The 25,074-nt window shown below is 68.5% G+C and carries 23 protein-coding genes and 1 tRNA gene; all 24 read right to left on the bottom strand.

Features of this window, described 5'->3' with window-relative positions:
* Positions 1-119 precede the first annotated feature (119 nt).
* The 24 genes from ftsA to IPK85_16695 all read right to left on the bottom strand — a co-directional run bounded on the left by ftsA (position 120) and on the right by IPK85_16695 (position 25,064).
* Entirely contained in the window at positions 120-1,379 is a 1,260-nt protein-coding gene (gene ftsA, locus IPK85_16810) for a cell division protein FtsA (GenBank protein ID MBK8249040.1), read from the bottom strand.
* On the bottom strand, positions 1,376-2,074 hold the full coding sequence (locus IPK85_16805) for an FtsQ-type POTRA domain-containing protein (GenBank protein ID MBK8249039.1): 699 nt from the start codon (positions 2,072-2,074) through the stop codon (positions 1,376-1,378). The genes ftsA and IPK85_16805 overlap by 4 nt, the downstream gene beginning before the upstream one ends.
* Positions 2,071-3,465 (bottom strand): UDP-N-acetylmuramate--L-alanine ligase, encoded by a 1,395-nt coding sequence (gene murC, locus IPK85_16800; GenBank protein ID MBK8249038.1) that lies wholly within the window; start codon positions 3,463-3,465, stop codon positions 2,071-2,073. The genes IPK85_16805 and murC overlap by 4 nt, the downstream gene beginning before the upstream one ends.
* Positions 3,458-4,594: a UDP-N-acetylglucosamine--N-acetylmuramyl-(pentapeptide) pyrophosphoryl-undecaprenol N-acetylglucosamine transferase gene (locus IPK85_16795; protein ID MBK8249037.1), complete on the bottom strand. Its 1,137-nt coding sequence runs from the start codon at positions 4,592-4,594 to the stop codon at positions 3,458-3,460. The genes murC and IPK85_16795 overlap by 8 nt, the downstream gene beginning before the upstream one ends.
* The gene (locus IPK85_16790; protein ID MBK8249036.1) at positions 4,595-5,752 is read right to left on the bottom strand and encodes a cell division protein FtsW; all 1,158 of its coding nucleotides are present in this window, start codon (positions 5,750-5,752) and stop codon (positions 4,595-4,597) included. It abuts the gene before it with no gap.
* Entirely contained in the window at positions 5,749-7,113 is a 1,365-nt protein-coding gene (murD, locus tag IPK85_16785; GenBank protein ID MBK8249035.1) for a UDP-N-acetylmuramoyl-L-alanine--D-glutamate ligase, read from the bottom strand. Before murD ends, IPK85_16790 begins: the two co-directional genes overlap by 4 nt.
* Positions 7,110-8,255: a phospho-N-acetylmuramoyl-pentapeptide-transferase gene (locus tag IPK85_16780; GenBank protein MBK8249034.1), complete on the bottom strand. Its 1,146-nt coding sequence runs from the start codon at positions 8,253-8,255 to the stop codon at positions 7,110-7,112. The genes murD and IPK85_16780 overlap by 4 nt, the downstream gene beginning before the upstream one ends.
* Positions 8,256-8,265: 10 nt before the next feature.
* Positions 8,266-9,645: a UDP-N-acetylmuramoyl-tripeptide--D-alanyl-D-alanine ligase gene (locus IPK85_16775; protein MBK8249033.1), complete on the bottom strand. Its 1,380-nt coding sequence runs from the start codon at positions 9,643-9,645 to the stop codon at positions 8,266-8,268.
* A complete protein-coding gene (locus tag IPK85_16770; GenBank protein ID MBK8249032.1) occupies positions 9,642-11,108 on the bottom strand; it encodes a UDP-N-acetylmuramoyl-L-alanyl-D-glutamate--2,6-diaminopimelate ligase in 1,467 nt (488 codons plus the stop codon). Before IPK85_16770 ends, IPK85_16775 begins: the two co-directional genes overlap by 4 nt.
* Positions 11,105-13,135, bottom strand: coding sequence for a hypothetical protein (locus IPK85_16765; GenBank protein MBK8249031.1), 2,031 nt, complete (start codon positions 13,133-13,135; stop codon positions 11,105-11,107). Before IPK85_16765 ends, IPK85_16770 begins: the two co-directional genes overlap by 4 nt.
* Positions 13,125-13,436 (bottom strand): hypothetical protein, encoded by a 312-nt coding sequence (locus IPK85_16760; protein ID MBK8249030.1) that lies wholly within the window; start codon positions 13,434-13,436, stop codon positions 13,125-13,127. The genes IPK85_16765 and IPK85_16760 overlap by 11 nt, the downstream gene beginning before the upstream one ends.
* Complete coding sequence (gene rsmH, locus IPK85_16755; GenBank protein ID MBK8249029.1) at positions 13,418-14,329, bottom strand: 16S rRNA (cytosine(1402)-N(4))-methyltransferase RsmH; 912 nt, start codon at positions 14,327-14,329, stop codon at positions 13,418-13,420. Before rsmH ends, IPK85_16760 begins: the two co-directional genes overlap by 19 nt.
* Positions 14,330-14,522: 193 nt before the next feature.
* Entirely contained in the window at positions 14,523-16,226 is a 1,704-nt protein-coding gene (locus tag IPK85_16750) for a tetratricopeptide repeat protein (protein MBK8249028.1), read from the bottom strand.
* Between the two features lie 61 nt (positions 16,227-16,287).
* Positions 16,288-16,361: transfer RNA gene (locus IPK85_16745), tRNA-Val, on the bottom strand.
* A 68-nt stretch (positions 16,362-16,429) separates the two neighbouring features.
* Positions 16,430-16,597, bottom strand: coding sequence for a hypothetical protein (locus IPK85_16740; GenBank protein ID MBK8249027.1), 168 nt, complete (start codon positions 16,595-16,597; stop codon positions 16,430-16,432).
* Positions 16,598-16,673: 76 nt separating this feature from the next.
* A complete protein-coding gene (locus tag IPK85_16735) occupies positions 16,674-17,675 on the bottom strand; it encodes a hypothetical protein (protein ID MBK8249026.1) in 1,002 nt (333 codons plus the stop codon).
* On the bottom strand, positions 17,612-18,478 hold the full coding sequence (locus tag IPK85_16730; GenBank protein ID MBK8249025.1) for a tetratricopeptide repeat protein: 867 nt from the start codon (positions 18,476-18,478) through the stop codon (positions 17,612-17,614). Before IPK85_16730 ends, IPK85_16735 begins: the two co-directional genes overlap by 64 nt.
* Entirely contained in the window at positions 18,475-18,936 is a 462-nt protein-coding gene (locus IPK85_16725) for a purine-binding chemotaxis protein CheW (GenBank protein ID MBK8249024.1), read from the bottom strand. The genes IPK85_16730 and IPK85_16725 overlap by 4 nt, the downstream gene beginning before the upstream one ends.
* On the bottom strand, positions 18,936-19,442 hold the full coding sequence (locus IPK85_16720) for a chemotaxis protein CheW (protein ID MBK8249023.1): 507 nt from the start codon (positions 19,440-19,442) through the stop codon (positions 18,936-18,938). The genes IPK85_16725 and IPK85_16720 overlap by 1 nt, the downstream gene beginning before the upstream one ends.
* A gap of 49 nt (positions 19,443-19,491) precedes the next feature.
* Positions 19,492-20,583 carry a response regulator gene (locus IPK85_16715; protein ID MBK8249022.1) on the bottom strand — a complete coding sequence of 364 codons (1,092 nt, stop codon included), beginning with the start codon at positions 20,581-20,583 and terminating at the stop codon, positions 19,492-19,494.
* A complete protein-coding gene (locus tag IPK85_16710; protein MBK8249021.1) occupies positions 20,573-21,058 on the bottom strand; it encodes a chemotaxis protein CheD in 486 nt (161 codons plus the stop codon). Before IPK85_16710 ends, IPK85_16715 begins: the two co-directional genes overlap by 11 nt.
* A gap of 3 nt (positions 21,059-21,061) precedes the next feature.
* Positions 21,062-22,669 (bottom strand): DUF4388 domain-containing protein, encoded by a 1,608-nt coding sequence (locus IPK85_16705; protein ID MBK8249020.1) that lies wholly within the window; start codon positions 22,667-22,669, stop codon positions 21,062-21,064.
* The gene (locus IPK85_16700; GenBank protein ID MBK8249019.1) at positions 22,669-24,450 is read right to left on the bottom strand and encodes an ATP-binding protein; all 1,782 of its coding nucleotides are present in this window, start codon (positions 24,448-24,450) and stop codon (positions 22,669-22,671) included. The genes IPK85_16705 and IPK85_16700 overlap by 1 nt, the downstream gene beginning before the upstream one ends.
* A gap of 5 nt (positions 24,451-24,455) precedes the next feature.
* On the bottom strand, positions 24,456-25,064 hold the full coding sequence (locus IPK85_16695) for a GTPase domain-containing protein (GenBank protein ID MBK8249018.1): 609 nt from the start codon (positions 25,062-25,064) through the stop codon (positions 24,456-24,458).
* Positions 25,065-25,074 lie beyond the last annotated feature (10 nt).

The following is a 25,074-nucleotide window of genomic DNA, read 5'->3' as shown; positions in this document are numbered from 1 at the left end:
TGAGTGAGAACAATCACCACGTTGTGCACAAACGCCGGTGTCCCTCATCCGCGTGAGTGCGCCGCTTCTCCACAAAAGAGCGGCGGAAGATCAGGTTTTTGACCGCCTAACGAAACGCGTCAGAAGAAGTCCTGCAGCCAGATCTTCACGCGTTGCGCCAACTTGTCCACACTGGGTGCATTCAGCGACGTCCGCTTCACTACCGACGACGCCGCCCCCAGCGCCAGACGGTTCGCGGCGTACAGCGTCAGCCCGGCCGCCGTCGAATACCGCGGCGCCTCAACCGCATCCGCCAGGCCGGTGAGGTTCTCCCCCGGGAGCCCCACGCGCACGCCGGTGCCGAACACATCCGCGGCCAGCTCACCAACACCCGGATGGGCCGCCACACCACCGGTGAGCACAATCCCCGCGCTCAGCTTGGCGGCGAAGCCCGCACCCTCGATGTCCGCCAGCACCAGGTTGAAGATCTCGTCCACCCGCTGGTGGATGATGTGGGCCAGCAGTTCGCGCGGAATCTGTCGGTCACCCTGCGCCACCGTGCTCGGCAGCGAGATCACTTCGGCGGGGTCCACCAGCGGTTCATAGGCGCAGCCGTACCGCTCCTTGATGCGTTCGGCGTCAGCCTGGGTCAGGCCGAGTCCGTGGACGATGTCGTTCGTCACGTTGTTCCCACCGAGGGCGATGGTGCCGAGGTGACGGATCTTCGACTCGTGAAAGACGGCGATATCTGTGGTACCAGCGCCCATCTCGATGACGGCGACCCCGAGTTCGCGTTCGTCGTCCGTGAGGACGGCCAAAGCGCTCGCCAGCGGTTCCACGACCAGTTCGGCGACGCGATACCCCGCACGCTCCACGGCCTTGCGCAGGTTCATCGCCGGCGACGCGCCAATCGTCACCAGGTACATCTCGGTCTCGAGGCGCGTACCAACCATCCCGAGCGGGTCGCTCACCCCCTCGGCCTTGTCGACCACGTACTCCTGGGGGATCGCGTGGAGCAATTCCCGGTCGGTCGGGATGTTCTGCGCACGGGCCACCGCGTTGGCGCGATCGACGTCGGCGCGAGTCACCTCCTCGCCCGACACCGCGACAATCCCCTTGCTCGTCATCGCCTTCACATGCTCGCCGGTAATCCCGACGTAGACAGCCTCCACCTTGGCGCCGGCCATCTGCTCGGCGTCGCTCAAGGCCTTCTTGATCGACTGTGTCGTCTCCTCGATGTCCGAGACGACGCCACGTCGCAACCCTGTGGTGCGAGCCTGGCCGATCCCCAGGACCTTGATCCCTGGGCGACGCGGGAGATCTCCCACGACCTCGCCGATGAGTGCGGTGGTCTTGGCCGACCCGATATCGAGCCCGGCAACGAGGCGTTCAGCGTTCATGGGAGGCGGGCGATGACTTGGTCCTTGAAACGCAGGTCGAGCTCCACGGGCGTCACACCACGAGTGGTGAGGTCGCGGAGGACGGAAGATAGCCCGTCGAACCGCTCGACGCCGTCTCCGCGTCGCACACGCACCGGAAGCCGTTCGACATACAGGCGAAACTCATCGCGACCGGAGAGCCGAACCTCAGTCACGCGCGCAAACAGTGTCGGCTCGGCGGCCCGCAGGTCAGCGAGCAAGTGAAGCAAGGCGGTGTCGGCGCGTTCCGCGATGGGAAGGTCAGCGTCCACTCGCGTGGGATCCATGGGGAGCAAGCGACCCTGCTCGTCGTAGGCGCGCAGTCCCTTGGTCCCCGGCACGAACGCCACGGGCTCGTTCTCCTCGACATCGACGACGAACGTTCCCGGCAGCCGGCGGCTCACGCGAGCGGACCGGACCTGCGGGTGCCGCTCCGCCCGTCGCGCGAGGGTGTCGACGGACATCCAGATGGACGCCGTGGAGTCAATGCCAAGCCGACGCCGGATCTCCTCGGGGCGGGCATACCGCGTCCCGCGCACTTCCACGAACTGCGCGCGAAAGAACGCGAGGTCGCGGCCCCACCAGGGGACGGTCCACAGCGCGAGCCCAACCAGCGCCGCCACGACAAACCACCCCGGCTTGAACCGGCGAGGGACGGGGACCGACTCGTCACTCATCCGGTGGCCGCAAGATGCGCGAGGAGTTCGGGGCCGCTGCGCGTGATGTCTCCTGCCCCCATGGTCAGGACCACATCGCCGGCGCGAACGAACGACGCCAGTGCGGCGGCAAGTGCCGCACGCGGTCCCTGCCACTGCAGGCGCGCCGCGGGAATCGCCGCAGCCACCAGGGCCGAACTGACGCCGGGCATCGGCTGTTCACGCGCGGGATAGAGATCACAGAGGAACACCGCGTCCGCCGCAGCGAGCGACGTGCCAAAGGCTCCAGCAAAGTCGCGGGTGCGCGAGTAGAGATGCGGTTGGAATGCCGCGACGATGCGCCGGCCGGAGAACGCGGTCCGAGCCGCCGCCAGCGTGGCCGCCACCTCCGTGGGGTGGTGCGCATAGTCGTCGACCACGTCGACACCGGCGGCCATGCCTAACCGTTGAAAGCGGCGCTCCACACCACCAAAGGCCTCGAGCCCCGGACGCATGGCCTCCAGGGTGGCCCCGAGGGCGAGCCCCGAGCCAATGGCAGCCAGCGCATTGCGCACATTGTGCAATCCTGGCACGCGCAGCACGACATCGCCGAGGCATTCGCCGTCCCACGTGACCGCGACCACGGTGCGGCCATCCATCAGTGGCGACGGTTCGCCGTGCAGGCGCACGCGGCGTGAATTCACGCCGTACCGCACGAGCTGCGCCCCACTCGCCAGCGGCAGGGTGGCAGCCCCCTCGTCGTCGTCGCACACCACGATGGTGTGCGCCGGGGTGGCAAACTGCACAAAGGTGGCCCGGATGTCGTCCAGGTCACGGTAGATGTCGAGGTGGTCGGCCTCGACGTTGGTGATCACCGCCACGGTGGGCCGCAACGCGAGGAACGACCGGTCGTACTCGTCCGCCTCGACGACGAACACGGCATCCCCACCTGGCCGAAGGTTGCCACCCCAGCTGCCGACCCGTCCCCCGGCGATGCCGGTGGGCGCAAGCCCCGCCGCCGCGAAGGCCTCGGTCGTCATCACAGTCGTGGTGGTCTTGCCGTGCGTGCCTGCGACCGCGACCACGCGTCCCGCATTCACGGCCGCGCCTAACGCTTCCGCGCGTCGCACCACGGGAATTCCCGCAGCCTGTGCCGCCTGCAGTTCGGGATGGTCGCGAGGAACGGCGGACGTGACGACAATGGCGCGGGCCCCGCCAACGTGGGACGGGTCGTGCCCACGCGCCAGCACCACCCCACGATCACGCAGCTCCATCGGCGCATCGCCGCTGTCGCACCCGGTGAGCGGGACGCCGCGCTCCAGACACCACACGGCCAGGGCACTCATCCCCGCCCCGCCAATTCCCATGAAGTGCACGGGGCGCGGGTCGGACAGGGCAAAAAGCGGGTCGCTGGTCGCGACGTGGTCAGGCATGGGAAGCTCGCAGGTGGCTGGCGGACGCGTCCGGCGTGAGGAACGCCGCCACGCGCAGGGCAATCTGTCGCGCCGCATCGGGCCGGCCACGCGCGAGGGTCGCGTCACGTGCCGTCTGCAGCGTGCGGGGCGACGTGAGCAGTCGCGCGCAAAAGGCCGACAGGTCGTTCGGTGTGGCCTCCGCCTCGCGAACCCAGGTGGCCGCCCCCGCCGCGGCGAGGGAACGCGCATTGACGGTCTGGTGATCGGCAGCAGCTGTCGGCAACGGCACCAGGAACATCGGGATTCCCCACGCGCACAGTTCGGCCGTGGTCATGGCGCCCGCGCGGGCCACCGCGAGGTCGGCGGCCGCGTAGGCCACGGCGATCGGGTTCAGGTACGGGTGGATCATCACGCGTGCCGATCCCAAATGCTCGAGGCCCGCGTGATGCGACGCACCGGTCCCCCAGATCAGCCCCAGGCCGGGCGGCAACCCGGCGCTGACCCACGCCGCCACCAACCGATTGAGAGCAGCTGATCCCTGCGACCCGCCAAACGCGAGCACAACCGTGTGCACATCCGCGCCAAATCCCCAGCGGGCGCGCGCGGCCTCGCGGGTGGGACGCGTGTCCGGAGCCGGGGGCGGCAGGATCGGGTTCCCGAGGTCGTGCGCGCGGGGCTGCGCGGCTGGTGGGAGCCCCTGCACCGCCTCGGGGAACCCGACATAGACCTCACGAGCCCACCGGGCAAAGAAGTGATTCGTGGCGCCCACGTGGGCGTTCTGTTCCTGCAGCACGAAGGGCACGCCGTGCGTCGCGGCCCAGGCCAGGGTCGGGCCGGAAGCGTAGCCGCCCGTGGCGACCACGAGCCGCGGTGCCGCCTCCCGTCCCATGGCTGCGAGCGTGCGCCACCCGCCGACGAGTCCCGCTACGGTGCGCCAGTTGCGCCAGGGCTTCGACCGGTAGAGCGGGTGTGCGTCGAGCAGCAGGTGAGGAAACTCGGTGCCCGGGAGCAGCTCACGCTCGATGCCGCGCCGTGCCCCAACGAAGAACGGGCGCGCCGCCGGACAGGCGGTCACCAGCGCCCGCGCGATCGCCAGCGCCGGATACAGGTGCCCCCCGGTCCCACCACCGGTGAACAGGACGCGCACCTAACTCGCCGCGGCAACTGGGTCGGTCGCGAACCCACCGTAGACCTTCTCGCGGACGCTCCCGATGTTCACGAGGATCCCCGTCACCGCCAACGTCAGGACCAGGTTGGTCCGGCCATTGGAGAAGAAGGGCAAGGTGAGCCCGGTGTTGGGGAGGAGGTTGATCACCACCCCGATGTGCACATACGCCGTGATCGCCACCGTCGCCGTGAGCCCCATCGCCACCAGCTGCAGGAACCGCGACCGTGCCTTGCGTGCAATCCGGAAGCCCAGCCAGGTCCAGGTCGCGAACGCCAGGATCACCAGGGTCATCCCGAGAAAGCCCCACTCCTCCCCGATCGTTGCCGCGATGAAGTCATCCTTGCCCATGGGCACCCAACCATAGGACTGCATCCCCTCCCCGAATCCGGTCCCGGTCAGCCCCCCCGACCCCACCGCCATCAACGACTGCGCCTGCTGGTCATTCAGCTCGACCCGGGCCCCTTCCTGCCCGAAGAAGGCCGCCAGCCGGTCGCGGAAGTACTTCTTCTGCATGAGCTGGTGCCAGAGGAGCGGGGCGCCGAGGAACCCCAGGAGCACGAAGTGACCGATGCGCGCGCCGGCGGAAAACAGCACCAGGAGCATCAGCAGGACAAACATCAGCCCCATCGAGTAGTCCGGCTGCTTGAACGCGATGAGCGTCGGGATCCCGACCATCACGAGGAAGATCGGCATGCCCTGCGACAGGCGACGCATCTGGTCCCCCTTGCGAATGACCATCGCGGCCGTCCAGATGACGACGGCGACCTTCATCACCTCGGCCGGCTGCACACTCCGCCCGAGCAGGTACCGCCGCGACCCGAGGTGGGCGGCGCCGATGCCGGGCACCAGGGTGAGGGCCATCAGGACGATCCCCGCCCACATGATCGCGGGCGCATGTGCCTCCATCCGCTGGGCATCGACCTTGGCGGCAATGGCAAACAACACGATGCCGGCGGCCACCCCGGTGAGCTGCTTCACGAAAAAGGTCGAGGGCGGACTTCCCTTCTGCAGCGCCTCCAGGGCACTCGCCGAGAACAGCGTGGCCAGCCCGAGCGCGACCAGCACCGCCGTGATCAGGATGAGCGCCCGCGCCTCGAGGCCCATGGCCCACCGTTCGCGTACACCGGCGTTCGTCACTGCCCCTCTCCTCGCGCAGCGCGCGCAAAGGCCGCGCCGCGCTCCTGGTAGTTGGTGAACATGTCATAGCTCGAACAGGCGGGAGACAGGAGCACCGCCCATCCGGGCTCGGCCACGGCCCGGGCCCGCCGCATGACGGCGCCAAAGTCCCCCAACACGCGCTCGACCGGTGCCCCGCGCCCGCCCAGGTCACCCATGATCTCGTCGCTGGCTTCGCCGTACACGAGGACGCGCTGACAATGCTGCGTGATGAGCGGCAGCAGGCTCGAATACGCCTCCCCCTTGTGACGCCCGCCAAGCAGCAGGATGGTTGGGCGCGTCATCGCCTCCAGCGCCACGCGCGACGACGCCACGTTGGTCGCCTTGGAGTCGTTGATCCAGGTCACGCCGTCGAACTCCCCCACCACCTCGAGTCGATGGGCCGGTGGACGAAAGGTCGTGAGTGCGGCCGCCAACCGCGCCCGGGCCTCGTCGCTTTCATGCGCCGGGTCCGCCACCATGACGGCCAGTGTCGCCGCCAGCGCATTGGCCACGTTGTGCAGCCCGAGGAGCGGGAGCTGGTCACGTTCAAGGAGCGGGGCATCGCGCACCACGAGCGTGCGGTGGGCCCGGTCCAGGAAGGCGTCGCCCAATCGGCCGGCGGTGCTGAACGTCGATACGCGTCCAACAAGGTCCGCGCACATCCGCTGGGTTCCGGCGTCGTCCGCGTTGATCACCCACCGCGCGTCGGGTCGGTCATGCTGGAAGAGCATCGCCTTGTCGGCGTAATACGCCTCCACGGACGGGTACCGATCGAGGTGGTCGGGGCTGAGGTTGGTCAGCACACCAACCACCGGCTGCAGCGACGGGGTGTCGTGCAACTGAAAGGAGGAGATCTCCAGGGCGAGCCACGCTGGAGGCACGTCCCGGAGTGCCACCTCGCACACCGGGGTCCCGATGTTGCCCACCGCCGCCACGTCGCGCCCGAGGGCGCGCAGCAGGTGGTCCACGAGGGCGGTCACCGTGGTCTTGCCGTTGGTCCCGGTGACCGCAATCACGTGCGCGTTCGGCAGGGCCGACAACCCCACTTCGACTTCCGAGACGATGGGGACGCCATGCGCGCGCGCAAACACGATGGCGGCCGCGTCCGGCGGCACCCCGGGGCTCGCCACCACGCGCCCGGCCCGACCGATGCGATCGAGGTCGTGCCGACCCAGATCCACGGTGGCACCAAGGCCACGCGCGACCGCAGCACGCTCCTCGAGCTGAGCTCCCTGTCCCGCGTCAGACACGTAGACGGGATGCCCCTGGCGACGCAGCAACCGCGTGGAGGCAAGCCCACTTGTACCCAGGCCAAGCACGGCCACTTCCGGCGTGGTCATCGGAGCTTGAGGGTGGCGAGGGCGACAAAGGCGCAGAGGATCCCGAGGATCCAGAAGCGCACGACCACCTGGGACTCCCGCCACCCCTTCTTCTCGAAGTGATGGTGGATCGGCGCCGTGAGGAAGACCCGGTTCGCCCGCGCGTACTCCTCGCCGAATCTTCGCTTCCGCACCTTGAAGACCGTCCGCTGGATGATCACCGACATGGTCTCCATGGCAAAGACGCCCCCAACAAAGAACAGCAAGAACTCGGACTTGAGCAGCACGGCAATGGCACCGAGCGCCCCGCCCAGGGCCAGCGCGCCCGTGTCGCCCATGAACACCTGGGCCGGGAACGTGTTGTACCACAGGAAGCCGATGCACGCCCCGACGAGCGCGAGGCACAGGATTGTCAGCTCACCGGCGCCCCGCAGGTAGAACAGCTGCAGGTAGCTGCTCGCGTCCACACGCCCCATCACATACGCAAAGAGCGCAAAGGTCGTCAGGGCGATGGCGCACAATCCGGCGGCGAGCCCATCCAACCCGTCAGTGAGGTTCACCGAGTTCGACACCCCCGTGATGATGAAGGTGACGAACGGGACGTAAGTCCACGCCAGCCAGGCCGCAGCGGGCACCAGCAGCACATTCTTGAAGAACGGGAGCGTGGTCGACGCACCAGGCAGGTTGGAGACCGGCCACAGCCACAGGATCAGCCCGAACACGAGCCCGATCCCGATCTGCCCCGCCAGCTTGTAGCGCTCCACGAGCCCCTCGTTCTTTCGATCTTCGCGCTTCTGCTTGAGCTTGAGGTAGTCGTCGAGGAAGCCGATTCCTCCCATCCACAGCGTGACCAGCAGGGCGAGGACGACATAGCGCTGGTTGTCGAATCGCGCCCAGAGCAACGTGGGCACCACGGCGCACACCAGGATGATGAGCCCGCCCATCGTCGGCGTCTGTCCCTTCACTTGATGGGTTTCCGGCGTCCCTTCGCGCACCACCTGCGACACCTTCATGGCCTGCAGGCGCCGGATGAGCGGGGGCCCGAAGATGAAGGTCAGGAGCAGCGAGGTGACCGCGGCGGCCGCCCCACGCACCGAGATGTACCCGATGAGGCGGAGGATCGGGAAGTCGTCGATCCAGGGAGCGAGGAGGAAGTGGAGCACGGTGGGTAACCTAGTGACTTTGAACAGGAGCCGACGCACCGCCCACCACCGCCAGCTCCGGCAGGAGCCGTTCGAGTCGCGTCCCGCGCGACCCCTTGAGCAACACGAGGCTGTCTGGCGCCACCCGCGGTCGCAAGGTCGGCCATACCGCCGCGACATCGGGGGCCGCCACCACGCGCGGGTCGGCCGGCGCGACGCGCGCAAACGCGTCCGCAAACGCCCCCACAGCCGCGATCACGTCCGCCCGCGAGGCCAGCGCGCGCCGCGCGATCGCGTCGTGCAGCCCGTCGCTCTCCGCGCCCAGCTCAAGCATCGATCCGAGCACCACCACCCGCGGCATCGTGCCCTCCATCGCATCCATCGACGCGAGCGCTTCCCTCGCCGACGCAGGGTTGGCGTTGTACGCGTCATTGTAAATGCGCAGCGTGCCCAGCCGCTCGACCACAGACCGCATCGCGGCCGCTGGGGTCGCAGCGAGCCCACCCGCGATGTGCGCATCGTCCACGCCACAGACGCGGGCCACGGCCACCGCAAGGCAGGCGTTGCGCACGTTGTGCGCGCCCACCAGCGTCAGGGTCGCCCGATGCTCGCCCACCTGCAGCCATCCGTGGCCATCCCCGTCCACTCCCCAGGCCTCGGGCCGCACGGTGCCGCCCTCCACGCCGGCCTCGATCACCGCTCCCCCGAAGCGGCGCGCGGCTTCCCCAACCTCTGGTTGCGCCGCGGGCACAACCACCGTCGGGACACCGAGCGCAATCGACACCTCTTCTTGCAGGACGCCGGCGAGGGAACCGAACCCCTCGAGGTGCTCCTCCCCGATCGACGTGATGACCGCCACGTCCGGTTCGACCAGGTCACGCAGGGCCGCGACCTCACCGGGGTGGTTCGTCCCCACCTCAACGACCGCGAGGTCGGCTTCAGGTGGAATTGAGAGCAACGTCAACGGGACGCCCACCTGGTTGTTGAGGTTGCCGACGGTCGCGTGGACGCGCAACTGCTGGCCCAGGACGGCCGCGAGCATCCCCTTGGTGCTCGTCTTGCCATTGGACCCCGCCACGGCAACCACACGCCCCCCCCAGGTCCGGCGCCACCAGCGACCCAGTGCGCCTAACGCGGCGGTCGTGTCCTCGACCACGAAGACCGGTACTCCGGCGCCCGCGGCGGCACGCGGGTCACTGACGACAAGCGCGGCCGCCCCGGCCTCTACCGCCTGGTCCACGAAGGCATGGCCATCAAACCGCTCGCCCACGAGCGCCACGAACAGGTCGCCTGCGCCGAGCGATCGGGTGTCCGTCGATACCGAGCGGAGCGGCGTGCCCCCTGCCGGCCTCGCGCCGATCAACAGCGGGCCGAGTGCCGCAACGACACGGTCAAGGCTCCAGATGCTCATGTGTGCCCCGCCAGTTCCCGGGTGATCACGGCTTCGTCGAACGGCAGCTTCTCCGTCCCGCGAATCTGGTAGGTCTCATGCCCCTTGCCCGCGAGTATCACGACGTCCCCATCCCCCGCGAGGGTCAGGGCGCGTGCGATGGCCGCGCGCCGATCTTCGATGCGCTCGTGGCGCCCCGGGGTCATCCCTGCCTCGATCTCCGCGAGAATCTGGTGGGGATCCTCGGTGCGAGGGTTGTCGCTCGTCAGGATCACCACGCCGGCAAGCCGCTCGGCGATCCCACCCATGATGGGACGTTTCCCTCGGTCTCGGTCCCCACCACATCCGAACACCACGATCAGCTTCCCGGGACAGAACGGCCGCACTGCCTGCAGGGCCCGCTCCAGTGCGTCTGGTTTGTGGGCATAATCGCGCAACACCACGGGCGACGTGAGGATGCGCTCAAGGCGGCCGGGCACCTGCGGGAGGGTAGACAACCGACCGGCGACGACGGCCGGGGACAGGCCGAGCCCCATGGCCACCGCCGCAGCGCCTAACGCATTGCTCACGTTGAAGTCCCCAATGAGCGGCAGCCGCACCGGCACGCGTTCCCCACCGGCCACCAGCGTCCACGCCGATCCCTCGGGCCCTGTGGCCAGCGCTTCCGCACGCACCTCGGCGTCCCCCGCCTGCAGGCCAAATCGCAGTACGCGCGGCGCCGGAGGAAGGTCGCGCCATTCCGCCGCATCCGCGTTCACGGCGGAGACGCCGTCCGGGGCAAGGAGCGCGACGAGTCGCGCCTTGGCGGCCAGGTACTGTGCCATCGAGCCGTGGTAGTCCAGATGGTCGCGACTCAGGTTGGTGAACACCGCCCCAGCAAAGGCAACCGCGTCCACGCGATGCTGGTCCAGTGCGTGTGAGGACGTCTCCATCGCCACCCAACGCACCCCGCGGTCCACGAGCGCCCGGCAGACCTCTTGCAGCTCGACCGGTCCCGGTGTCGTGAGCCCTGCGCCACCGGGCAGCGGTTCCCCCACGCTGCCCAGCAGCACCCCCAACGTCCCGATCGACGCCGCCGGGTGATCGGGGCAGTCGAGCAGGTGGCGCAGCATGGCCACCGTCGTGGTCTTGCCGGAGGTGCCCGTGACACCAACCATCCGCAGCGACCGCGCGGGATGCCCCCACGCGGCGGCGGCCGCGAGTGCCACCGCCCGGCGGGAGTCCCGCACGACGATCGCGGGAACGGTGAGCCCGGTCGCGTCTTCCACGAGCGCCAGTGCCATCCCGGCTGCGGTGGCCGCCGCCAGGTAGCTGTGTCCGTCCCCGGCGTGCCCACGCACCGCGGCGAAGGCGCCTCCGGCACACACACGGCGACTATCGTCGGTGAAGGCGGTGATGGTCGCCGGCAGTTCCCCGACAACCTCATGCACCAGACCCGCCGCGCCTAACGCGTCGAGGATCTCCGCGACAGGCCGAAGGGTCATGGCCGCGACAGGGCGACCTGCGTCCCGGGCGCGACCCGGGTGCCGGCCGCCGGCGTGACGCCTGCCGTTCCCCGTGCGAGGCGCACGACCAGCCCCGCACGATGCAGGCGTCGCACGGCCGCCCGCGTGTCGAGCCCTTCCACATCAGGCACCACAACATCCCCGCGCGGACGCGCGGGCGGGTCGATCGGCGCCGCAAGCCGGAACCGCGTGGTGACGGGCACCGTGTCCGGCGCTGCATCCGGGGCACCAACGGGTGCCGGCGCGTCTCCCCCCGCGGTGGCCACCTGCCCGGCGGCCGAAACCGTCTCCGGCGCCGGGCGTTGCGCGATCGCCACGCGTTGCTGTTGTGGGAGGAGGGCCGCCCAATCGAGGGACGCGTCCCGCGCCGCGAGCGCCCCCTCAATTACCGCCTTGGCGACCGGAGCGGCCACCTTGCCGCCGTAGATCGACTCCTCGCGCGGGTTGTCGATCTTGGCCAGCACGACCAACTGGGGATCGCGCGCTGGGAACAGGCCAACAAACGATGAGGTGTATGTGAAGGTCCCGTACTTCCCGTTCACCGTCCGGCGGGCGGTGCCCGACTTTCCCGCCAGGGGGAAGCTCTCGAGGCCGGCGTCTACGGCCGTGCCGCTGTCGACGACGCTCTCCAGCAGGGGCGTCAGCCGCGCGGCCGTACCGGGCGCGAAGACCCGACGCACCACGCGTGGTACGTGGCGCCACGCCACGCCACCATCCGGGGTCCGCACCTCACTTACCAGCGCGGGTGCCACCAACACGCCGTCGTTGGCCAACGTCGCGTACGCGAGGGCCAGCTGCATCGGGGTCACGGCGATCTCGTAGCCCATCGCCAGGGAGGCCCGAGACTGCGACGTCCAGCGCGACGGCTCCCGCAGGGTCCCCGTCGCTTCTCCCGGATAGGGTGCCCCCGTGGCTGTACCGAAGCCCAGGTCACGCAACAACTCGTACACCGTGCCATCGTCCAGGCGCGAGGCAAACTGCACCATGCCGATGTTGCTGGAGAACCGGATCACATCACGGAGGGTCATCACCCGCTCCTTGTGGGTGTCCGTGATCACCCGCCCGTGATGTTCCCACCGCCCATTGAAGGTCTCCACGACGTCATCGGGCTTTGCCTTGCCCTGCTCGAGCAGTCGCGCCGCAAAAAACGGCTTGAGGGTGGAGCCCGGCTCGTAGGGTTCCACCAGCGCCGTGGCGCCCCCATAGGCGTCGCCCGGCCGCCGACCCGACACACACAACACCTCGCCGGTCCGCGGTCGCAGCACCACCACGTCGCCGCCATCTGCACGCAACCGCTTGACGGCATCGGCCAGGGCCTTGTCGCAGATCGCCTGCAGCACCGCGTTGACGGTGAGGCGCAACGTGTGCCCGCGCCGGACGGTGGCGTCAAGCATTTCCGGCGCCTCAAAGAAGTGCCCACCCTTCCCGACCACGACGCGTGAGCGATCGGCCTCGCCTTGCAGCAGGGAGTCGAACATCGCCTCCAACCCGGCCCGCCCGCGACCATCCCGCCCCACGAGGCCCACCAACTGCCGCACCCCGGGCGATGGCAGGAACTCACGATCTGCGACGCGCACCTGCTTGACCCCATAGTGGCGGATCACCGGCGCCACCTTCGCCGGCAGGTACACCCCGCGCAACTCGATGTCGTTGGTGCCCGGCCCAATCGCCCGACGCACCTCGCGTTCCGGAATGCCGGCAGCGCGCATGGCCACGCCTAACGCCTTCAGGTCGCGTCGCTGCTTCTTGGCGACCGACAGCCGGACCAGCTCACGGCTATACGCCACCGGTACCCCCGTCGCGTCCTCGATATCGCCGCGCGGTGCAGGTTCGGCCACCTCCTTCACCTGATGGCGACGCGCCAACTGCACCCAGTGGTCGTTCTGAAAGAGCTGCACGCGCGCCGCCTGCCCAATGAGGGCCAGCGCGAACACCATGAGCACGGCGTGCAACAGGCGAATGCGTCCGGGGAGCGGTGGCAGTGTGGGGGTCGACTCAGGGATCACGGCGCACCTCACGCGGCAAGCGGATCAATTGGCCGTCCGACGGGCGACGCATCCCCAGGCGCTGGGCCACGATCGGCTCGAGCTGCGACAGACTTGTCGCTGCCCCAATGGCCGAGACCAGGCGCGCACGTTCGGCCACGAGACTCGCCCGCTTGCGGCTCAATTCCAGGAGCTCCCGTGCATTCCCCGCCCCCATGGTCCGACGCATGATCACGGCGCTCGCGACCAGGACGAAGGTCACGAGGATGACAGCGACACGAAAGCGGCCGCGCGGGCCGCCGGCTACGCGGCGCGCTGCCATGCCCGGAGTCGCGCACTGCGCGCACGAGGGTTCGCGGCGACCTCGCCATCGGACGCGGTGATCGCCTTGCGCATCGCCAGACCGCCGAGCGCCACCCCGCCGCAAGTACAGATGGGGTGCCGCGGCGGACAGGTGCACGCTCGACTCCACTCGGCGAACGCGCGCTTCACGATCCGATCCTCGCCCGAGTGATAGGTGATGACCAGGAACCGTCCACCGGGGGTCAGCCGATCTCTCAAGCTGGGGAGGGCCTCTTCCAGGCCGTCCAGTTCGTTGTTGATCGCGATCCGTATTCCCTGGAAGATCCGAGCGAAGTCGTTCGGCCCGGCCGTGGGGCCGAGGACCGCCCGGATGGCCCCAACGAGATCGTCGCTCACTCGGAAGGGGGCGCTGTCGCGACGGCGGACGATTTCCCGGGCAAGTCGACGCGCTCTGGGTTCGTCGGCAAAACGTCGCAACGCATCCTCGATCGCTCGTTCGTCCGCGTTGTTGAGGAAGTCTGCCGCCGACTCGTCGGCCCCTGGGGACATCCGCATGTCGAGCGGCGCGCCACGGCGAAAAGTGAAGCCGCGCTCCTCGGCGTCCAGCTGGTGCGAAGAGACGCCGAGGTCGAGGAGGATCCCGTCGAACGCTACCCCGTCGAGTGCGGGAATCAGGTCGAGATCGGCGTAGTTGCCGAGATGACAATCCAGGTTGGAGCCGAGTCGGGCGGTGGCGGACGCGATGGCGTCCGGATCGCGGTCGATCGCCGTCACCCGGACTCCTTGAGAGAGGAGGGCCGCGGTGTGCCCTCCCCCGCCCAATGTGCCATCGAGGACGTGCGTCGCGTTGCCCAACAGTTCCAGGACCTCTCGCGCGAGGACCGGCGCATGGTAGGTCGTCTCCCAGGTCATGCTCGCCGGTGTCGGTTCGCGGGCATGATAAGGCTTGTTAGGCGAACGCGTCAAGTGTGTGTGGGAGCAGGAGTTATGCACATGGGGTGCCTTGCCTGCAGACGCGCCACAGCCGGAAAACAGTCGAGCCCGCCGGATGCCGGCGGGCTCGACCTTGCTGCGTGTGCTACCGCCCGACAACCGGGCGCTACGGCTACTTGCAGTACGCCTTGATCATCTGGTCCGGATACGCGCTCAACTGCTGGAGCGACGGGAGGATCTGAGCGAGCTGCTCGGCGAACTGCCGCCCACCCTTCGGGAGGTTGATCTCGGCATCAACGATGTAGTTCTTTGCTTCCTTCGATCCATCGCAGCTCTTGGCGGTGTTGGCCTCCTGTAGCACCGCCGAGCCGATCTGGAACTGGACGTAGCCCATCAGGAAGTAGATGGCCTCGGAGGGCTGGATGGACTCCGCCAACTTGAGGATCTCGATGGCCCTGAGCCCGGTCTCCTTGTTCTTATCGGCTTCGAACTGCTTGCGGATCTTGTCGGCGATCGAGGTGGCGATGCCCGAGGTGGCCGTCTTGTCGTCGCCGGCTTCCTGCGCCGCCTTGACGGATTCGAGCGCCTTGTCGGTTTCGCCTTGCTCGCTCAGGATGCGAGCGATCTGCAGATTGACCGCCGGCGTCTTCGGGTTGATCGCGAGGAGCTTCTGGTACGCGTTCAACGCGACGGGCATCTGACCGGTCTGGCGAGCGAACTGGGCGATAAGTTGCCAGAAGGTCTCGTTGCTCGGGTACTTCGCCGCGCCACGCGAGGCGGCCTCGAGGGCCTTCGCCGTGTCGTTCGCTGCCTGGTACGCACCGATCTGCCGCTGGAAGAAGCCGGTGTCGGCCGCTGCCGTGTCGGTCTTGATCATCTCTTCGCCGATCGCCGCCGCCTGGGCGTAATCCTTGATGGCGATGTAGACGCGGTACTGCAGGCGAATGAGGTTGGGGTCGCCCGGGTTCTGCTTGACCGCTTCGTCGATGATCGGCTTCGCCACGGCAAACTGCCCGGTGCGCGCGATCGCCTCGACGGTGATCTCGATGAGGCGCACGTTCGTCGGGTCCGAGGCCAAGAGCTTGGTCAGCGTCCCGATGTACTTCTCGTCCAGCTTCTTCTCGTCGTACGCCGCGGAGAGCAGGAGCAGAGCCCGGCGGTTGTCCGGGTGGAGCTTCACGATTTCCTCACCGATCGCCATGATGGAGTCGGCGCCCCACTTCTGGGAATTGGCGAGCTCCAGTCGGCAGACCCGCGCCATGACGGAGTTGGGGTAGTCCTTGAGCCCCTTCGCCGCATCGGCCAGGGCGCCAGGATACTGATTCTGACGCCACTTGAGGACACAGCTCTTGACCTCATCTACCGGCTTGCGAGCAGCGTCGATGGCGTTGGACACGAGCTTGGCGACGTCGCCGAGCTTGGGCCCGGAGACCTTCGGGAGCGGCTGCACCATCCCGTCACCGCGGACGAGCTGGTAGAAGCCCTCGAACTCGTACCCGGCGTCGGTCTTGTTGATTGTGCCCTCGACGTACTCCTCGGCACGGATCAGGTTGGCCAGCTGCTTGGAGTCGTTCGGATTGAGTGGCTCGGTCTTGGAGTACCCGGACTGCTCAAGGGCATTGTCGATGTCGCTCTTGACGATGACCCAGAGCGTCCGGCCCATGAAGTCGCCACCCATGCGCTCGCGAAGCTGGTCCGCGAACTGCCATCCCATGTTGCGCTCGTTGCTGCGGAACACCGGCACCATGAACCGGGGGCCCGGCGTCTGGCCGCGCTGAAGCTGCTGTTGCTGGGCGGGAAGAACGTTCGCCGCGCCGAGCAGGACCAGCCCTGCCAGGACCCTCGACGACGTTGCCGCAAGCTGCCGTGCCTTCACGTTCAGACCTCCGAAGGGTTGGGTATCGTACACCGGGTCTTCCCGGTGGGGTCCAGCGAGGTGGGCGAAGAGGGACTCGAACCCCCGACATCCTGCTTGTAAGGCAGGCGCTCTAACCAACTGAGCTATTCGCCCCCGCACAGAGTCCGGGTACAGCTAAATGCGCACGTGCACCTGCCCCCACCCATGCCGCCCCGTGAGAATCACTTCAGGATGGCCAACGGCACCAGGACACAGTAGCCGATGACCAGCAGGATCGGGGCGATCGTCTGCCCCCCCCGCCATAAATCCGCAAACCCCAACAGGATCGCCGCGGCGGCGAGCCCCCAAAACAAAAGCGGCCGCGAACGCGGCACGTCTGACTGAGCCATGGCGGGGAACGATACGGCGCGTTTCCGCGACGTGTCAAGCACCCGCCTCACGTGCAAGCCCTGATGTCACATTAAGTTACGATGAATGCGGCCCGTCACCCGGACGCTCGCTCACCGAGGCCAGCAGGGCCTCGATTACGGCCTCCCGCTCCCGCCGCGCCGCCTCGGCCTCGGCCGCCACCAAGGCCGCCATTCGCGCTCGGTCCCGCCGACGCCTGACCACCCACAGTGGGCCGACCAGCAGCAGCAGCATGGTCACCCCGACCGTCACGTCCGCAAACAGCGCCACTGCCCCATACCGTCGTCGCGTGTTCTTCGCCCAAAGCGTCTCGAAGGACCCGGTCGTCAGCCCGTGCGCCGCTCGAAGGGCCCGATCGAACGACCCGGACTCCTTCCAACGGGCCATGAACGGTGCCAGTCCGCGGCCTGGATCGATCGCCGCCAACTCCGCAACTGCCCGAAATGAAAGAGCATACGCCGCGTCGGCGGATCGACTTCCCGCGTGGAACCCGGAGTCCAGCGCCGCCAGGGTCCGGTTGCGGCCCAGGGCAAGCCCGAGGTTCGCGGCGATGACGTGTTCGCGGTCCCACTCCCCGGCTGCGAACGAGGCGTACCCCTCGTCGAACCATCGAGGCGCCGCGGACCCGAGAAACTCGAAGAGCGCGAGGTGCGCCAGCTCGTGCCGCAGGACTCGCACGGGGTCGCCGGCCGACGACGGGGCCGACGCGCCCTGCATCACGATCCGCCGTTCCCCGGGAAACGCGAAGGCTGCCCCCCATTCCGGCGCTCCGCGTCCCACCAGGGTCTCAAAGGTGGACTTGTCGGGTGCCACGATCACCAGGACGGAATCCCGGGGCCGTGGGAGGCCCGGGAAGGTGTCGTTGGCGACCGCTCGTGTGAGGAGGGTGCGGGCAAGGACGGAGTCCGACGGCCACGCATCAATAAAGAAGCGACCCTCGGAGATGCGAGTCGGCGCGAGCTGTCCGGCGACGTCCGCGGCCAGCGCCGCAAACGCTATCGCGGCGGCTCGCCCCCAGCGTCGACACGCGACAAGACCTCGGCGCAACGCTTGGCCCATGGATTGAACTTGTTCGTTGCTGCTCCGTCCCGCCACGCGGACCGCGCTCCGTCCCGGTCACCCCCGAACCATAGCGCACGACCCAGCTCGTGCCAGGCCTCCACCAGGTTCGGTCCAAGTTTGAGACTTTTGCGGAAGAACCCCACCGCGTCCTCGTACATCTCGCGCTCGAGGTAGAGCAGCCCCAGGTAGTAGTGCGCGTAGAGCGTGGCCTTCTTGTCGTTGTCGAGGCGGATCGCCTTGGACAGGTGCTCGATGGCCTCCCCGAAGATGCGCTTCTTCAGGCAGATGTAGCCCACGTTGATGCGTGCGAGTGAGTTCCCCGGCTCCTTCAACAGGACCCGCTGGAAGTGCAGCAGCGCCTCGTCATATTGCTCGCGCAACATGAGCGTCCAACCCATCAGGGAAAGGGCCTGCGGATCATTTGGCGCCAGCTCCAACGCGCGCGACAGCGCCGCTTCGGCGCCCGTGTGATCGCCCAGCGAGATGAGGCTCCAGCCTTTCTCGATGTAGGTCGACGCGTTGAGGTGGTCCTCGCGACTCGGGGTCGGCATGGGCGCCGTCGCCATGGGGGCGCCCGCATCACCGCCGTCCTCCAGCCGCTTCCACACCTGCACCAACTCCTTGACCTGCCCCTTGATCGCCTCCAGGGTGTGCACATCCCGGTCTATCGCGCGATACAAGGCGATGATGTCGGCCTTCAATCCGTCGCGACGTGCAAGCGCGTCCGGCGCCTGAAGGGCGGCCTCCAACGCCTGATATTCCTCCAGGCGAGCCTCCGCGGCCACCACACGCGCCGTCATGAAACCGATGCGGCCGGCGTGCGCGTCGCCGCCAACAGCGCGGCGGCATCCACCAGGAGGACCACGTCCCCGGATCGTCGGAGGGTGCCCAGAAATACGAGGGAACCCTCCCCGCGATGCAGGGCTGCCGGCGCAGGTTCGACATCCGTCGCCTCCACGCTCCGGACCTCCAACACCTGATCGACCACGAACCCCATCAGTCCACTCGACTCGCGAACGAGGAGCACCCGGGCGGTGTCCGCGCGCGGGGTCTGGTCACCACCGAAACGGTCTCGCAGATCCACCACCGGCACCAGACGACCCTCAACGTCGATGACCCCCGTGAACTCGTCGGATCCCATCGGGATCGGGCGCGGCACGAGATGGCGAATGACCCGTTCGATCACCATCACGTCGATGGCATAAAACTGCCCGGCGACGCGGAAGACGACGACGCGGGCCGGTGCCTGGTCGAGCATCAGCGCGTGCCTCGGACAGCCGCCGCAGCCGCCGCCACCACGGCCCGCGCGTCCAGGACGCAGGTGAGGGCCGCCCCATCCCAGTGCACGGCCAGCAGGAACTCGTCTGCCTCATATGGCGGATTGCTCAACTCCAGCAGCTCGATCTCGGACACGTCGTCGACATCGTCCACGAGGAGTCCCAGGCGATCGGCACCGCGACGCAGGACGAGCACGGTGCGGGGATGTCCGCCTTCCACACCGAGCAACGGCCCGGCCGATACCACCGCCATGACCTGTCCCGCATATCGCGCGGCGCCGGCCACGGATGGCGCGCTGCCGGGAATGGGCTGGATTTCCGGCGCCTCCAACACCTCCTCGACCGCCCGCACGTCGAGCGCAAATCGCTCGTCACCCACCACGAACACGAACAACTCACCGCGCCCCGTGCGGGCGCGGACCCGATCGCGAAATCGGACCGGATGGGACTCGTTAGGTGTGATGGGAACGCGAACCGGAGTCAACATGCCATGCAGCGTGGTGGTCTATCCAAGGACCGATACGCACACGTCTGCGTCACGCGCGTCGTGACGATTGGGGTGAGCCCGCGCACATGGTCGAAATGGCCGCCGCCAAGCGGTCCAGCGGACCACACCAATCGGCCCCGGCGACGTCCAGGGCGGCCTGCGGCATTCCCCCGATTGCCGCCGACTCCGGCGACTGCACGAGCACACGTCCACCTGCCTCGCGCACGAGACGCGCACCGTGCGCTCCGTCACGTCCCATCCCGGTAAGGATGACCGCGTCCACCTGGGCCCCAAACGCGCCGACGGCGCTCGTGAGCAAGGGGTCCGCCGCCGGGCGAATCGGCCCGCCAATCTCCGGCGCACGGCGCAACCGCGTCATCCCGTTCACCCGGGTGACGACCCACTGCGCTCCGCCGGCGAGGACCGACCACTCGCCGGCGAACAACGGGCATCCTTCCGTACACTCCGTCACACGACCTTCGGCGACCTCGTCGAGTCGCCGGGCGAGGGTGTGCGTGAAGCCGGCCGGCATGTGCTGGACGATCACACCGGCCGTCCCGTCCGGCAGGGCCAACGTCGAACAGAGTTCAGTGAGGGCCTTGGGGCCACCGGTAGACGTCGCGATGACTAACAATCGCGACGCCGGAACCTCGCGGTCCCTCGCCTCCCGAACGCGGGGAGCGGTGCCGCGCCGCCACGGTCGCCGGGGCACGACCTTTGGCGGTTCGAGATGGCCGTGGGTCGCGGCGCGCAGCGCCTGCAACACCCGAGTGCGCAGCGTGTCCACGTCCAGCGTGGTACCTACCGAAGGCTTGCGAACGAAATCCACGGCGCCCAGCTCCAGCGCCTGGACCACGAGGTCCTCCCCTCGCCGTGTGATCCCGCCGCTCACAATCACCACCGGCCGTGGAGACTCGCTCATGAGGTACCCCAGGGTCTCGAGTCCGCTCAATCCAGGCATCTCGATGTCCAGGGTCACCACGGCAGGATCGAGGGCGAGGCAGGCGGTGATGGCCTCTTCTCCGCTTGATGCCTCGCCCACCACGTCAAAGTCGCCGCTCTCCGCGATGATGTCCGCTACCAAGCGGCGGATCAGCGCCGAATCGTCAACGACAAGGACTCGGGGGCGGTCAGATGACACGGCGGCCGAGGCGAAGGGACACGACGTCCACGCGTCCCGAGGGCGCATGGAAATACACGCTCCGCCCGTGCTCGCCACCGACATCCTCGCCGACGACGGGAATGCCGGCGGTCGCCAGCGCCGCGCGTACGGCGTCGGCGTTGCGCTCTCCCATGTTCACACCGCCGGGAGCGAGTGCGGCGAACATGGCTGCCCCCCCCGCAATCCGGGCGACGAGCCCCGCCCCGGCCCCGGCCGCCTGCATTTGCGCGACGAGGTGCGGCACCGCGGTATTCGCACACTTGCCGGGTCGGCTCGTGTCACGGGTCAATGCGGTGTCGGGCAACAGGACGTGTGCCATCCCGGCGACCCCGTGAACCGGGTCATGCACCATGACGGCGACGCAGCTGCCAAGTCCAACGGCGGAGAGCACCTGCTCGCCGGACGCCACGGCCACCCCCGCGACCGGGACGTGCAGACCGAGAGCATCGGCCATGGCTCAGCCGCGTGCGGTGACCGCGGGGACAGACCCGGACAACCGTTGCGGATCGAGGGTCCGCGCCCGCTGCCAACAGCGCGCCGCGTCCTCGCGCTCGCCACGGGCCGAGCGCAGCGTACCCAATTGATGCCACGTCGCCGGACCGAGATCCGGATCGAGGCGAACCGCGCGCGCCAGGGACTCGAGCGCTTCCCCGTCGTTCCCCAACGCATGATGCAGGTCGCCCGCATTGCGGTGCAGTTGTGGAAGCGAGGGACCATCCACAAGGGCTCGCTCGATGACGGCCAGCGCCTCGCGTTGTCGCCCGGCGCGCTCCAGCAACACGGCGAGGTTGTTGGCGAGGGGCGCTGCCGTCGGCCACGCCGCCAGTCCCTGGGTCGCGAGGTCGATGGCCTCGTCCAGCGCTCCGGTCCGCGCCGCGGCCAACGCCGACAAGTGATACCAGGTGACGGGGAGCGCTCGCACGCGTGCGTCCCTGATCCCCTGCAGCAACGCGCGCGCCTCCGTCACCTCGTCGTTGCGAAGGAGGAGCCCCGCCAGCTGCAACACGACCCCAAGGTGGCGCGGCGCCTGGGCGTACGCGGCGCGCGCGGCCTCACGCGCCTCATGCGGTCGGCCGAGGTTCTCCAGGGCGAGGGAGAGGTTCGCCTGCGCGGTGGCGCGTCGCGGGCCTCGCGACACCAGGGCGCGAAACTGGGTCACGGCATCGGCGTACCGGCCATCGCGCATCGCGCACAAGGCGAGGTGAAACTCGCTCACGTCGTCCTCGGCGCGCAGCTCCAACACCCGGCGAAACTCCCGCGTGGCTTCGTCGAACATGCCACTCTTGTAGAATGCCACGCCCAGGTTGCGGTGTTCAGCGACGCGCGCGTCCACGCTTACCTGTTCCGAGGCCTGACGCTTGCCCACCCGGTGAATGAAGCCTGCGGTGGCGAGACCAAACAACGCCTTGCCGACCTCGAACTCCTCGAGCCCCGAGCGCTCCACCAGCGACTGCACATCGCGCGTCCCGTCCAGCAGGGGCACGAGGGCATCCTGTTCCGGCGTGAGTTCGACGGCGCTCGCGGCGAGGTGGGCCCGATCGAGCGAAAAGATCGAGTCGAACCCGGGGACCTTCTTCTCGATCTGGCTCCATTCATCCACCCGCCGCGCCCCTTCGAGCAGGAGCGACTCCGGGTTGATCGAGACCACGAAGTCCTGCTCGTCCGGATGGATGTCGGGCTCGAACGAAAAGGTGCCCTGCGTCCAGGTGAAGAGGTGGTAGACCGCTTCCTCGATTTGTCGCTTGATGTGCTGGTGCAACTCCTCACGACTGATCAGGTCCAGGGCGATGAGGATTTCCCCGAGGCGGCGCTCCGGTGCTTCCCCCTGCACCGTGATCGCCCGGTCCAGTTCCTCGCGCGTGAGCTGCCCATTCGTCACCAGCAGGTCGCCGAGGCGATCGCGACGGTTGACGATCGAGGCGAACGCGATGCGTCCCTGGTTGAAGTAGATCGAGCCAAAGGCCTGCTTGTGCGCCAGCGACAGGCATCCGGTCTTTCGACCCATGCTGAGGAGCTGGAGGACATCCGGTAACGACGCCTCGCGGAGGGAGCCCTTGATCGCCATCAGGCCAACTCCTCGAGCAGGCACTCTCCGAGGTCGGGCCATCGCAGGACCAGCTTCTCGCGATCGCGCCACCAGGGGTCGCCTTCGTCGGTCCCCACCGTCTCGGAGCGGCCCGCCCATGCGACCATCTCGGGCTCGGGGATCACGTCGATGTTCGGGGCCGCCGCCTCGTCCCCCTCAGGCACCGGCGTGAACCGACCCGCGGCCTCCGCCGGGGACGCCGGCGCCGTGAAGACGCGGGCCCCGGAGTCGAGGACGGCGCGAAGGCGTGGCGAGACGGCGCCTAACGCGGCCACCTCCCGGTCGCACGACAGCACCACCGGGCGGCCATCGCGACGCAAGGCGTCGGCGAGCGTGGCCAGCTCCTGCTGCACGCGCTCGCGCCCGTCGAGCTGCTGCACGTCTTCCACCAGCATCGCCTGCACCGACCGGTACCGGGCGTGCCACCGATCGATCGTACCCTCGGTGACCGCCGTGAGGATCTCCCGCGCCAGGCCGTCCGCTGAGACACACGCGATCACGCCGTCCGACGCGGCGACCTTGAGGGCGTTCCCGATCCCGTGCACGAGGTGCGTCTTCCCGGAGCGCGCGGGACCGATGACGAGCATCAGGTGCCCCACCCGCGCCGGATGCAGCACCAGGAGCTGGGCCGACGCCAGCGCGGGCCGGTTGGCTGCGGTCCGCGGAAAGTCCTGCAGTCGCCACTTGGGGTCGGGGCCTGCGGGAGGCGCGAGGCGCGCAGCGGCCACGGCGACGCACTGCTCGGCTTCCTGCAGACGGTCCGGATCGCGAAAGAGCGGTTGACCGGCGTACGTCGGGTCCAGGCGTATGGCTTCACGTTCCAGCGCCGCGAGACGCTCGGTCACCACGCGGAACGCAGTGTCCAACTCGTCGACGTTGGGTGGTTCGTCCAGCGCGAGTGCCTGTTCCAGGATCGCGGTGCGGTACCCGAGCCCCGACCACACCGCAATGCGCTCGGCGAGATGGGTGCGCCACGCCTCGACCGAGGCGGCCACGCTCGACGTCACGTCCTCGAGGAACGTCGTGAACTCGTCCGGCCGCGCGGGAATGCGCGCCTCGCCGAGCACCGACCAGACGTCCTGCGGAGTGAGCGGATGCCCCTGGGCGCCCTGCTGTGCGAACAGGCGGTTCAGTGCCCCCTGCAATTCCCGCACGTTGGACATGGCCGACCGGGCCAGCTCCTCGATCACCCCCGCAGCCAGGTCGAATCCGCGGGTTTGCGCGATGCGTCGCAAGATCTCCACGCGCGACTCGGCGTCCGGTGCGCCGATCTCGGCGACCAACCCGCCGGAGAGCCGGTTGAGCAGGCGGGCGTCCAGATCCGGGATGTCCTGCGGCGGACGGTCGGCGGCCATGACCACCTGACGTCCACTGGCCTGCATGCTGTTGATGATCCGGAGGACCTCGCTCTGGGCGTCGGCTTGTCCGGCCAGGAGTTGGGCGTCGTCCAGGCAGAGCACCTGCACACGCTGGAATCGCCCCTTGATGGCGTCTGACCGCCCCGTCTGACTGGCGGCGCGGAGGTCATCGAGGAACTCCTCCATGGCCAGGTACTCCACCGCGAGCCCTGGGTGCGCAGCCCCGACGGCCTCGCACACCGCCTGGAGCAGGTGGGTCTTGCCACGCCCCGCCCCTCCGTGGACAAACAACGGATTGTAGATCGCGCCCGGTGCGTCCACCACGGCACGCGCCGCGGTCACCGCCAGGCGATTGGCGGCGCCGACGACCAGGGTCGCGAAGCGGGTGGCAGGATCAACCATCGACCTCAGGGGATCCCGGCCGCAGCCGGGGCACTCAATCGCTGCAGGACCAACTGCGACACCTTGCGCAGCGTCTCGAACACGCCGACCCCGTGCAGGGCATCCGCGGCAAAGCGCGGCACCTGCCGGAAGTTGAGGACGTCGTCGAGCTCCCCGGGGCTCAGGATGAGGTCCCCGGGAAGGTCCTGCTTGTTGTACTGGAGGACGAGTGGGAGGGCGCGCGCGTCAACGCCCTGCTCCGCGAGGACCTCATGCATGTCCCGCAGGCTCTCCAGGTTCTCGTCCTGCTGGGGGCGCTGGCTGTCCGCAACAAAGACCACGCCGTCCGCCCCTTGCAGCACCAGCTTGCGGGTGGACCGGTAGTAGGTCTGGCCCGGCACCGTGTAGAGCTGGATCCGCGTGTTGAAGCCGGAAATCCGCCCAAGGTCCAGCGGCAGGAAGTCGAAGAACAGGGTGCGTTCGCTATGCGTCGCCAGCGAAACCATCGACCCGCGACGCTCGATCGGCACGCGATCGTAGATGTAGTGCAGGTTGGTGGTCTTGCCGGACCGCCCCGGACCGTAGTACACGATCTTGCAGGTCAGCTCCCGCGCCGCGTAGTTCACCAGTGGCATGGGGCCCTCC

This window comes from Gemmatimonadota bacterium, assembly GCA_016712265.1.
Classification (GTDB): domain Bacteria; phylum Gemmatimonadota; class Gemmatimonadetes; order Gemmatimonadales; family Gemmatimonadaceae; genus RBC101.
This window is presented reverse-complemented; position numbering and strand designations above follow the sequence as displayed.